Source organism: Peribacillus sp. NPDC096448 (genome assembly GCF_044762675.1).
Lineage (GTDB): Bacteria > Bacillota > Bacilli > Bacillales > DSM-1321 > Peribacillus > Peribacillus frigoritolerans_B.
The window spans coordinates 20282-30519 of the sequence record NZ_JBIWEU010000030.1; the positions used below are offsets into that span (position 1 = coordinate 20282).

General features: G+C 40.2%; 11 protein-coding genes and 1 pseudogene. 7 read left to right on the forward strand and 5 right to left on the reverse strand.

Translation table 11 applies throughout. From position 1 onward, the window contains the following. Window positions 1-80 precede the first annotated feature (80 nt). Together ACIQ0C_RS25780 and ACIQ0C_RS25785 are read right to left on the reverse strand one after the other, a co-directional pair. Window positions 81-590 carry a DUF3231 family protein gene (locus tag ACIQ0C_RS25780; protein ID WP_403065358.1) on the reverse strand — a complete coding sequence of 170 codons (510 nt, stop codon included), beginning with the start codon at window positions 588-590 and terminating at the stop codon, window positions 81-83. A 102-nt stretch (window positions 591-692) separates the two neighbouring features. Next, window positions 693-836 carry a hypothetical protein gene (locus tag ACIQ0C_RS25785; protein WP_174878762.1) on the reverse strand — a complete coding sequence of 48 codons (144 nt, stop codon included), beginning with the start codon at window positions 834-836 and terminating at the stop codon, window positions 693-695. A gap of 179 nt (window positions 837-1015) precedes the next feature. On the opposite strand from ACIQ0C_RS25785, the gene ACIQ0C_RS25790 reads away from it, so the two are divergent. Continuing rightward, a complete protein-coding gene (locus tag ACIQ0C_RS25790; RefSeq protein WP_402837110.1) occupies window positions 1016-1648 on the forward strand; it encodes a spore coat protein in 633 nt (210 codons plus the stop codon). Window positions 1649-1705: 57 nt separating this feature from the next. Here the strand turns inward: ACIQ0C_RS25790 and ACIQ0C_RS25795 are convergent, their stop codons facing one another. The 3 genes from ACIQ0C_RS25795 to ACIQ0C_RS25805 all read right to left on the reverse strand — a co-directional run bounded on the left by ACIQ0C_RS25795 (window position 1706) and on the right by ACIQ0C_RS25805 (window position 3465). Further along, window positions 1706-2071, reverse strand: coding sequence for a carboxymuconolactone decarboxylase family protein (locus tag ACIQ0C_RS25795; RefSeq protein WP_249594042.1), 366 nt, complete (start codon window positions 2069-2071; stop codon window positions 1706-1708). 103 nt (window positions 2072-2174) lie between these two features. Continuing rightward, entirely contained in the window at window positions 2175-2891 is a 717-nt protein-coding gene (locus ACIQ0C_RS25800) for a cytochrome c oxidase assembly protein (protein ID WP_403065384.1), read from the reverse strand. Window positions 2892-2946: 55 nt separating this feature from the next. Continuing rightward, window positions 2947-3465, reverse strand: a complete 519-nt coding sequence (locus ACIQ0C_RS25805) for a DUF2243 domain-containing protein (RefSeq protein ID WP_403065363.1) — start codon at window positions 3463-3465, stop codon at window positions 2947-2949. Window positions 3466-3736: 271 nt separating this feature from the next. Between ACIQ0C_RS25805 and ACIQ0C_RS25810 the strand changes: the two genes are divergently transcribed. The 6 genes and pseudogenes from ACIQ0C_RS25810 (at window position 3737) to ACIQ0C_RS25835 (ending at window position 10012) form a co-directional block, all read left to right on the forward strand. Next, window positions 3737-4582 carry a manganese catalase gene (locus ACIQ0C_RS25810; RefSeq protein ID WP_403065366.1) on the forward strand — a complete coding sequence of 282 codons (846 nt, stop codon included), beginning with the start codon at window positions 3737-3739 and terminating at the stop codon, window positions 4580-4582. A gap of 179 nt (window positions 4583-4761) precedes the next feature. Then, entirely contained in the window at window positions 4762-5742 is a 981-nt protein-coding gene (locus ACIQ0C_RS25815) for an NAD(P)H-quinone oxidoreductase (RefSeq protein ID WP_403065369.1), read from the forward strand. A gap of 194 nt (window positions 5743-5936) precedes the next feature. Next, window positions 5937-6704: pseudogene (locus ACIQ0C_RS25820) on the forward strand (arylamine N-acetyltransferase family protein). Window positions 6705-7056: 352 nt separating this feature from the next. Further along, entirely contained in the window at window positions 7057-7668 is a 612-nt protein-coding gene (locus tag ACIQ0C_RS25825) for a hypothetical protein (RefSeq protein WP_403065372.1), read from the forward strand. Window positions 7669-7972: 304 nt separating this feature from the next. Beyond that, complete coding sequence (locus tag ACIQ0C_RS25830; RefSeq protein WP_403065375.1) at window positions 7973-8542, forward strand: YdhK family protein; 570 nt, start codon at window positions 7973-7975, stop codon at window positions 8540-8542. A gap of 987 nt (window positions 8543-9529) precedes the next feature. Next, window positions 9530-10012: a GNAT family N-acetyltransferase gene (locus tag ACIQ0C_RS25835; RefSeq protein ID WP_403065378.1), complete on the forward strand. Its 483-nt coding sequence runs from the start codon at window positions 9530-9532 to the stop codon at window positions 10010-10012. Window positions 10013-10238 lie beyond the last annotated feature (226 nt).

Consider the following 10238-nt stretch of genomic DNA (forward strand, 5'->3'; position numbering starts at 1 on the left):
ATCGTCCTTATGGAATAAATCCCTTAATCATGTTGGGCATTCAATCACAAAACATGATTAAGGGGATATTTCATTACTATTTACATACTTGTTTTGCTAATATGAAGAGGAGGAGGGACAAGCCATCCTTTTTCCTTATTCAATCTTAGGAAGTCAGCACCCAATGCAGCTTTATTGGTATGGAATTGCGCAAACATCTGTGCAATATCTTCGCGGATGCATTGACCCATCATTTGGCTGCAAGCAACTAATCCTGCATTAATATCGATTGATACTGAAGCAGAGATTTCAGGATCTTGAAGACGTGCCCCGACGGGAATATCCTCCAAATTAGCTTTAGGCCTTTCAGGTGGTGACGGAGGCAGTCCTACGTTATTTTCTTTTAATAATGATTCAAGTTGGTCATGTTCCTGTTTCCCTTGATTGATCACTTCAACAAGTAATTTATGCAGGTCCTTGTCGCCAGTATGATTAAGCATAGTTTGATGACAGGCAATCAACCCTTTTGTAGTTGTTAGAAATGCCCAGGTACCAAATACCTCTCCATAATGCATAGGCTCATCTTTCGGATTTCCGCTTAAAATTCCCATAACCATCCTCCTTGAAATTCATTAACGCATTTAAGTTACCCTGAATTCATCCAAGCATGCATCATCGTTTATGTTTGGGAAATGTTAGAGGGCTTTTGATGCTTAACCTTTTATTCCTTGTAGCCATTCTTGATAACATTCATCACAAAGCATTTCATTTCTATCCGTGTCAGTAACTTGAAATGTTACGACATGGATTTTTTTTTCTTCCGTGACATCACTACAATAGAAGCATTGATGTGTCATTAGAAATCCTCCCATGTTATAAAGTGTTTATAGTTTAAAGCGCCACGTTTTTTTTTATACAGAAAAAAATGATGTAGCAGCTTTTTGGTCTTCTTGGAAGAGTTTAGATAGAATAATCCGGTTGGGGTTTAACATACTAAACGTGTTCGCATGATTGATAAAACGAGGAGGGAAATACAATGCAAAACCAATATCAACAAGGTCAAGTACACCAGAACATGCAAACGGGTGCCATTCCCCCACAAATGAATCACGGTGGTCACGAAGTATTCGATGTACATGAAGTGTTGTCGGGAGCGATTGGTACTTTAAACACATATACTCTTTTGCGTCAGCATATCCAAGATCAGGAATTACTCGACATTCTGGATCGTCAATATCAGTTCATCCAAGATGAATATAATATTTCATTGGAGTGCTTCCAAACGGGCCAGGATCCTTCCAAACCGACTCAGAGCTACAAAATGAATCAAGGTAACGATTTTATATATGGATTGACACCAACTCAGCCAAAGAAACCTTTGCAATCCGTATCGGAAATTACGGATGAATGCATTTCAGGCTTGATGCTTGGAGCTGTTAAGTCTGCAGCATCCATGAAGGCGATGGCAGCGCTTGAAATAACGAATCCGGTGGTTCGCCGCGTATTTGCAGATTCCGTTCCGAATTGCATTGAAATGGCATATGAGATTTCGATTTATCAAAACAAACATCATTATTACCAAGTTCCGCAGCTTGCACAGCAGGATATGCAACAAATGATGAATTCGTATGCACCCGCACAAGGAAATAACAATAACATGAGTCATTAAAAGCATTTATTAAGAACATAAAGAAGGGATAGGATTAATTCTCCTATCCCTTTTTTATCATTGTTTCATCTGATTGATTTCCTGAATGCATTCCTGTACGAGGGTAACAGCCTGACTCATGGTTGCTCCTCCGCCAAATGCCGCGGTCACACCAATGGCTTCAAGAATTTCTTGTTCGGAACAACCTTGATCAAGACATCCTTTTGTATGATAGATAATACAGTATTCATCTTGTGAATATAGGCTTATTCCTAGTGCGATAAGCTGTTTTTCTTTCTTGGATAATTGACCTTCTTTAAAGCACTCTTCCGTAAACGAATTGAATTTCTCAGCAAGATCTGGCATTTTATGCGTAAAGGCACCGATTCCAGCTTTATAATCACGAAGAGCATTTTCAGTAGAATTGTTAGCTTCATATTCCATTTTTCATTCAGCTCCATCCCAAATTTTTTCATCAAAAATTAGTATGAGCTAAATGTTGGACGATTAAACAGGAGTTAACCGAAGTAATCATGGAACCGCCTTCCTACAAGGCAAGTGATCCCTTGGGCCGGGTGGCTTTGAGCCATTGATAGCAAAGGATGCATATAAGTGCAACGTCAATGGCATCACCGGCATAGTACATTAACATTCCGCCATTTTTCGCTTGTACCTTGGTGACTCCGCTTGGCGGGTGGGCAAAAATATATTTAGAAAGGATATCATGGCCGGCCAGTGAAATTGTAAATACGATAGCTCGAAACATGAAGCTGAACCTGTGGGGCGCAGGGTCCATATAAATCATGGACGCAGTGAATAGATAGCCCGCTATGAACACGTGAAAATGCACTAATGCATGCAGAAGGGCATTCTGATGCATCAACCCGTACAAACCAGTCGTATAAAGTATCCAAAGCCCCCCAATATTAAGCACGGAGGCAGTGATTGGATTGCTCATAATGCGCAGCGGCCAACTTTTCAACACCTTTGAAAGACGTCTTGCTGATTGTACATCAAGTGTGCGCAGTGCAAGCGTAATAGGTGCAGCAAGCACGAGCAGGATGGGTGCAATCATTCCAAGCAGTAAATGACCAACCATATGCGCCGTAAAGTCCATATGTGCGCGATTGGCTATAGGGCCTATAATTGCTGAGGCTGCACAGAGAGTGCCAAGAATCCACAAGAAGGTACGGTATAAGGGCCATTTTTTATAGCGGCGGTTCGAAATTATGACAGCTGCGATATAAATGACTATAACCAGCATGAGTAGAATCAATAAAATCGGTTCAAAACCAGTTCCATTATCATGAATATGTCCATTACTGTGCATTGCTGGCGTCTTCTTTCATTTTAAGTAAGCTGCGCCTTGTTTGAATGACGAGGGCAATGCCGATCAAGATCATGATTGTAGCGGCAATGTTCCAAGTCAAGTCGTATGGGAAAATATCGACATTGTAACGGATTTGATGGAGGCGCATCAGCTTGTGCTGGATGATTCCGTCATATAACTGGAAAGAACCTGCCCCGAGCAAAACTCCCCCTATCCACCTTTTCAGCCATAATCCCTTTCGACGGCGAAGGTCAGCGAACATGAATAACGACCCGACCGTTGCGAACCAGCTTAGGGCATGAAATAAACCATCCGAGACAAGCCCAATATTGGTTGTGGACTTGTCATAGAAATGGTGCCAATGCAATAGTTGATGAAAGATGGCCTCATCGATGAATGCCACCAATCCGATCCCGAATAGAAAACCGAACCATAGGTTACGGGCGGAATAAGTATAACGTAATTCCGAAATGGATTGATCTTTTTGATTTCGGGGCTTGAAATCCATTTTCCATCCTCCTTTTGTATTTTCCTATATATGGTTCTTTCTACTTTACCCTGTATTGTAAAGTTATAGACAGGTAAATGGACCTTTTATAAATCTTATTTATTGAGCGATTCATAGCACAAAGATAATCCTTTGCTTTTTAGTTCGGTAATCAATGTTAATGAATGTGAATTTTTTCTAATTATTGTTCATTATAACTGGATTAAGGTTTCATGCATGTACAGGCGGGTAATAAAAAACCGTACATCATATAAAAAAAGGAGGAGTTAATATGTTTCGCCATCAAAAAGAATTGCAATTTGAAGTTAAGGTAGATCGACCAGATCCGATGCTTGCCCGTCAAATTCAGGAAGTGTTAGGTGGACAGTTTGGGGAAATGACTGTCATGATGCAATATCTTTTTCAGGGTTTTAACAGCCGTGGAGAAGAAAAATACAAAGATATGCTGATGGATATCGGTACAGAGGAAATTGGACATGTAGAGATGCTTTGTTCACTCATTAGTCAATTACTTGATGGCGCTTCTCCGGAAGATCAAGCAGAAGCCGCAAAAGATCCTGCTACAGCAGCGATCATGGGTGGAATCAATCCCCAGCATTTGCTCGTAAGCGGTCTTGGCGGACTGCCAACCAACTCGAATGGGGTGCCTTGGAACGGATCTTATATTGTAGCCAGCGGAAATTTATTAGCGGACATGCGATCGAATCTGCATGCTGAAAGCCAAGGACGCCTTCAAGTGGCCCGATTATATCATATGACCAAAGATGAAGGGGTACGTGCTACCTTCCGTAAAATGTTAGCCCGTGATCGTTACCACCAATATCAATGGATGGCGGCCATTGCAGAACTCGAAGAAAAAAATGGCGTTGTCGTCCCCGCATCATTCCCACCGGAAGCGGAAATGGAATCTCAACCGGAAGCGTACGAATTCTGGAACTTGTCAGAAGGTAATGAATCAGCAGACGGCCTGTGGGCAACAGGAAGCGCCCCAGATGGTACGGGAGATTTTGTTTATGTAGCTGAACCAGTTGCAAAAGGGCAGATTCCTAACCCTAAGGTTCCTGCACCACAAGTGCATCATGACCTGGATAGAAGTCAATCGCTTAATAAAAGGTAATATAAACTTTTCAAAAAAGCTCGATGGCCTCGAAAGGGACATCGGGTTTTTTTATTCTATCATGTTTACAAAACCTAATTGTTTGCTTGTGGATATTTTTTGGAGTAGGATAGTTTCCAACTCCAAGACAAACCATTTTAAAAGGATGGTCACTAATTTAATTGATAGGAGTGGGGCAAATGAAAGCAGTAGTGGTTAAAGAACCGGGTGGTGCAGAACAATTACTATTTAAAGATTTTTCAAAGCCCATGCCCGGAAAAGGGGAAATATTAATAAAGGTTAAAGCCTCTGCGATAAATAGAACGGATATTGTTTCCCGGGAAGGTAAATCCGGTTATATGGCCAATCCAATATTGGGGATTGAAGTTTCTGGGGAAGTGGTGGAAACAGGGGAAGGTACAAATATACAATTGGGGACGAGGGTGATGGGCCTTGTAAACGGCGGCGGTTATGCTCAATATGCCTTGATGCCGGCTGATCGAGCAATGAAGATTCCGGATAACCTGTCATTTGAAGAGGCAGCAGCGATTCCTGAAGTATTCTTGACTGCGTACCAAACTTTGTTTTGGTTAGGGGAATTGACTGATCGAGAGACGGTATTGATTCATGCTGGCGGAAGCGGTGTAGGCACAGCAGCTATCCAACTGGCAAAAAAAATGACAAAAGCGAAAATAATCACTACGGCCGGCTCAAAGGAAAAATTGGATTTCTGTCACTCACTAGGAGCGGATATCTGTATCAACTATAAAGAACAATCTTTTGATGAGGAAGTACTGAAAGCTACAAATAATCAAGGAGTGGATGTTATCCTGGATTTCATCGGTGCTTCTTACTGGGAGAAAAACCTCAAAAGCATAAAAACTGATGGACGATGGGTACTGATAGGCATTCTAGGCGGAACTGTAGTCGAGAATGTGAACCTGATGGAACTTCTCTTAAAAAGAGTTCAATTAAAAGGAACTCTACTAACTCCTCGGAGTGATGAATATAAAAAAGAGTTAACGGGTGAATTCGTTAAAAAGGCAATGCCGTTGTTCCTCAAAAATGAAATCAAGGCAATCGTGGACCATGTCTTCCCTTTTGGAGAGGTACAAAGGGCGCATGAACATATGGAAGCCAATAAGAATTTAGGTAAAATCATATTACAGGTAAATGAATGATTAAAGAAAAACTGCTTCGGTGCATGAATGGGGGAGGTTGCCCAGGATTAAGGCATTATTGGGCGACCTCTTTACAGGTGAAAAGGTGGAGCTAATGGCAGATTGATTGAAGAATGAAAAATGGACAAAGTATAATGAATATATACAAAGTCAAGATACTTTTCGCCGGTATCTGTTTAAAGGGGGGAATCTTAATGAATGAACTGAATGCATTATTCAGGAAAAGAATAGGGGTCCAGGAAGATGTGAAACTAACATTTGAGAAATTAGATGAAATTCTGGATAAGACAGCGAAAACCATTCCTTTTGAAAACTTGTCAATCATGGCATCCCATCTGAGTGATATCAATAAAGCGAATATCATGAACAAAATCCTCGTGAGGAATGAGGGTGGATTATGCTATGAATTGAATACAGCCCTTTATTTTTTCCTGGTGGAAAATGACTTTGATGTATCATTGGTTCGGGGTGTCATCTATAATCAGGGGTGGATGACCATAGGAAGGACACATGTCACCATTCTATTGAACCATGAGGGCCAAGCCTATTTGATCGATACGGGTTTTGGCGGGAATCTGCCTCTAAAACCAGTTCCGTTGAATGGAGAAACGGTCGTTTCCTGAAATGGTGAATTCAGGATAAAAAAAGAAAGTACCGACCATGGAGATCATATCCTTGAATTAAAACTGAAACATAAAGATCGCGATTGGAGAATAGGGTATGCTTTCGATTCTGCAAAACCGGTGGGAAATGTAGCGGAACTTAATGAGGTCCAAACGATCATCAGGGAAAATCCCCAATCGCCATTCAATAAGCATCCATTAATCACCCGTTTGACAAATAGTGGGAACATCACTTTAACTGATACATCCTTTACACAGTGGGAAGATGGGAAAGTGACGAAAGAAGAAATAGATGGAACACGATTTAAAGAGTTAATGAAACAGCACTTCAAAAGATAGTGGAAAAAGGTCTGAATATCGAAGGAGTCCTTATCGAAAGATTGTCCATTCTCGACAGTTTTTTATGAACAGCATGATCATTCCATGGGATGTCATTGATGCAAGACTTAGAAAATTATTACTATATTGAAGAAATTTGCGACACTACTGCTGAATTGCTGGCAAGTTGAGAACCGCTGAATGCTTGGCGAGGGGGGGCCTGTCAGTCGGCGGAAAGGGAGCGAATTTCTGAGAACACTTGAAAACTGTAGGCAAACTCGCTTTCTACGAATTTGTCTACAGTCTGAAACATCCTTTATGGATGTTTTTACTATTTATTCAATAGATTCGAATTCAGTGGGGTGAGAAGGATATGGAGAGGAAGAATCGATTGGTTTTTACTAGATCGAATGCAGCTGCTAAACGAAAATTCGATGAAGCGATCACCATTTTGGAATATAGTGTAATGCTTGTTGAATTCTTTGGATTAGAAGAGTTCAACAATATAATTGCCGGACAGTTAAGGCTGATTCTATGTGAAACGAAAAATACGCGCATAAAGCGGGAAAAGGTCACAATTGACCAATCCTTAATAAAGAAAATCAATCCAAACCCGAAATTGTATCCCATTAAAGACACCAATCAAATGAGCAATGTTCATATTACGGAAGAACTCTTCGATTATACTAAACAGAGAATTGAGCTAAAGCTTTGGAGAAATCAAATTATCTATAAAACCGATATCGAAGGGAAAATCCAGGAAATTAAAATCATTGATTTTATTAAGGAAACAGCCAATAAGATTGGCGGTGCACAAGCTGAATCAAGTTTCCCTAATAAGTCCATTATTTCGGATGGACATACCAAAATCATGTTAATAGGTATAGCGAAAGGGTTATTCAAATCCATAGGCAGGGATTATAAAAAACATGCCTCCATGAACCTTTCACATATCATGCAAAAAATCGAACAATCAACTTTCTGATACTAGACAGAAGAAGGACTTTTGACCAAGTCCTTCTTGCTTGATTTCCAGGCAATGTCCGGCAGGATTGAATAACTCAAATATCCTCTGCAATAAATCATCTCTTTTACCTCGTTAAACCACTCTCGATGGCATGCTGTTCACTTTTATCCAGTCCTTTAATATGTTCGCTATCAGGTTAAATTCAGTCAGGACCATTGCTTAAAAAGTACAGGATCTATGTCTTATGCTACGAGTGTACTCCATATTTTCTGCACATTTAATTGGTAAGATGGATGTAATCATAAAGGAGGTTTTATTCAATATGAAAAAAAGAACAAAATTGCCGACCATCTTATCATTATTAGCAGCCCTGTTTTTAGTCCTTGGAGCATGTTCCAACAGCGATGATAAAAACAAAGAAGATAAAGAAGAAAAGGAACATAGTGAAATGGACATGAACCATTCTAGCTCGGGTGATGTTCCGGAGGGATTAAAAGCCGCAGAAAATCCAACCTATGAAGTTGGAAGTCAAGCGATTATCGAATCAGGTCATATGGAAAGCATGAAGGGGGCCAAAGCAACAATAGTGGGTGCCTTTGATACGACTGCTTATGCAATATCGTATACGCCTGCAACAGGCGGAGAAAAAGTGGAAAATCATAAATGGATCATTCACGAAGAAATCAAAGATGCAGGTGAGAAAACATATGAACCCGGAGCGGAGGTCACAGTAAATGCATCTCATATGGAAGGGATGAACGGGGCTGTCGCTGAAGTTGAATCTGCTGAAGAAACGACTGTTTATATGGTCGATTTCACACCGACTACGGGAGGAGAAAAAGTGAAGAACCATAAATGGGTAACGGAAAGTGAATTATCACCGTCTAAATGATTTAACATCATGAGTTTAAAAACAGAAGAAAAAAGGATTGGAAATTCCTTCAGTTTGTGACAAAAGGAGATTCGGAATGCTCTCATCCCTAACCATGATTTTAAAAACAAGACTAGATTATCCTTGATGTTTTTTACTGTGAGCCTCATTGGATTAAAGAGATTTGCGACACTCCTGCCGAATAACTGGCTAGCCAAGATCCCGGAGACGCATGTCGGCGAGGAGGCTTGGCAGACAGTCGGCGGAAAGGGAGTGAATCTCTGAAATCAACTGAACTATTTAAATAAAAAACTGCGGGCAAACTGAGTCTTCATCGAGTTTGTCTACAAAAGGAGATTCGGAATGCTCTCATCCCGAACCATAATACTCAAACAAGACTAGATTATCCTTGATGTTTTTTACTGTAAGCCTCATTGGATTAAAGAGATTTGCGACACTCCTGCCGAATAACTGGCTAGCCGAACCCCACAGGCGCTTGTGCCGAGGAGGCTTGGCAGACAGTCGGCGGAAAGGGAGTGAATCTCTGAAATCAACTGAACTATTTAAATAAAAAACTGCGGGCAAACTGAGTCTTCATCGAGTTTGTCTACAAAAGGAGATTCGGAATGCTCTCATCCCGAACCATAATACTCAAACAAGACTAGATTATCCTTGATGTTTTTTACTGTAAGCATCATTGGATTAAAGAGATTTGCGACACTCCTGCCGAATAACTGGCTAGCCGAGACCCCACAGGCGCTTGTGCCGAGGAGGCTTGGCAGACAGTCGGCGGAAAGGGAGTGAATCTCTGAAATCATCTGAACTATTTAAATAAAAAACTGCAGGCAAACTTGATTTTCATCGAGTTTGTCTACAGTTTGAAGGAATGGTAAACAAAGCCATTCCTTTTTTTATGAATGAATTTTCTTGAAAAATATTTTGCAGTTGATTGTAAAACTTAAGTATCTGTTAATATGGATTTATCAGATATGAAAAAATGAGGTGCGAATGGTGACTGGATTAACTATTAGACCATTTATCGAAAATGACTATGAGGCACTGAGAAATTATTGTTTACCTATAGAACAAGCAATCTATACTTCTTTACCTTTGAAAGTTATCGAAGACTTCAGGAAGGATAAATATAACCTCCCCATGGTCATTTATTTAGATGAGGATTTGATTGGTTGTTTTGCTTTATATACGGATAAAGCGGGAAATCAATATACAAGTAATGAGAATGCGATTCTTCTTAAATCATTCTCTTTGGATTTGCGCCATCAAAAAAAGGGGCTAGCTTTTAAGACTTTAAAAGTGTTGCCTGATATGATCAAACTAAGTCATCCAGATAAAGATGAGATAATTCTAACGGTGCATCATTCGAATATCCCAGCGATAAATTTATATAAAAAAGCTGGGTTCATTGACAAAGGATACAGATTTAACGGCGAAGAAGGGGAGGAATTTATTTTCCACTTGGCTCTGGATTAAGGGGAACTTAGGTAACTTCCGGAATGCTTTGACCTGATAGGAAAGGAATGTATTAAACGTCAGTATACAGTCAGCTTAAATATGAAGTGGTGGTTAAACGCAAAATAAGCATCTAAACGATGCTTATTTCGGTTTGTAGACAAAAGGGGTTCGGAATTTAAAAAATTCCGAACCCCTTTTAAAATTCCCTTGAAATTTTGACCAAAGGATAAGAGATTTGGGCTCT

Bases quoted from the DNA above. Each gene is read 5' to 3' on its own strand.
- ACIQ0C_RS25830 (WP_403065375.1), top strand. From the start codon at position 7,973: ATGAAAAAAAGAACAAAATTGCCGACCATCTTATCATTATTAGCAGCC.
- ACIQ0C_RS25795 (WP_249594042.1), bottom strand. From the start codon at position 2,071: ATGGAATATGAAGCTAACAATTCTACTGAAAATGCTCTTCGTGATTAT.
- ACIQ0C_RS25810 (WP_403065366.1), top strand. From the start codon at position 3,737: ATGTTTCGCCATCAAAAAGAATTGCAATTTGAAGTTAAGGTAGATCGA.
- ACIQ0C_RS25800 (WP_403065384.1), bottom strand. From the start codon at position 2,891: ATGCTGGTTATAGTCATTTATATCGCAGCTGTCATAATTTCGAACCGC.
- ACIQ0C_RS25780 (WP_403065358.1), bottom strand. From the start codon at position 590: ATGGGAATTTTAAGCGGAAATCCGAAAGATGAGCCTATGCATTATGGA.
- ACIQ0C_RS25805 (WP_403065363.1), bottom strand. From the start codon at position 3,465: ATGGATTTCAAGCCCCGAAATCAAAAAGATCAATCCATTTCGGAATTA.
- ACIQ0C_RS25825 (WP_403065372.1), top strand. From the start codon at position 7,057: ATGGAGAGGAAGAATCGATTGGTTTTTACTAGATCGAATGCAGCTGCT.
- ACIQ0C_RS25790 (WP_402837110.1), top strand. From the start codon at position 1,016: ATGCAAAACCAATATCAACAAGGTCAAGTACACCAGAACATGCAAACG.
- ACIQ0C_RS25785 (WP_174878762.1), bottom strand. From the start codon at position 836: ATGACACATCAATGCTTCTATTGTAGTGATGTCACGGAAGAAAAAAAA.
- ACIQ0C_RS25815 (WP_403065369.1), top strand. From the start codon at position 4,762: ATGAAAGCAGTAGTGGTTAAAGAACCGGGTGGTGCAGAACAATTACTA.
- ACIQ0C_RS25835 (WP_403065378.1), top strand. From the start codon at position 9,530: ATGGTGACTGGATTAACTATTAGACCATTTATCGAAAATGACTATGAG.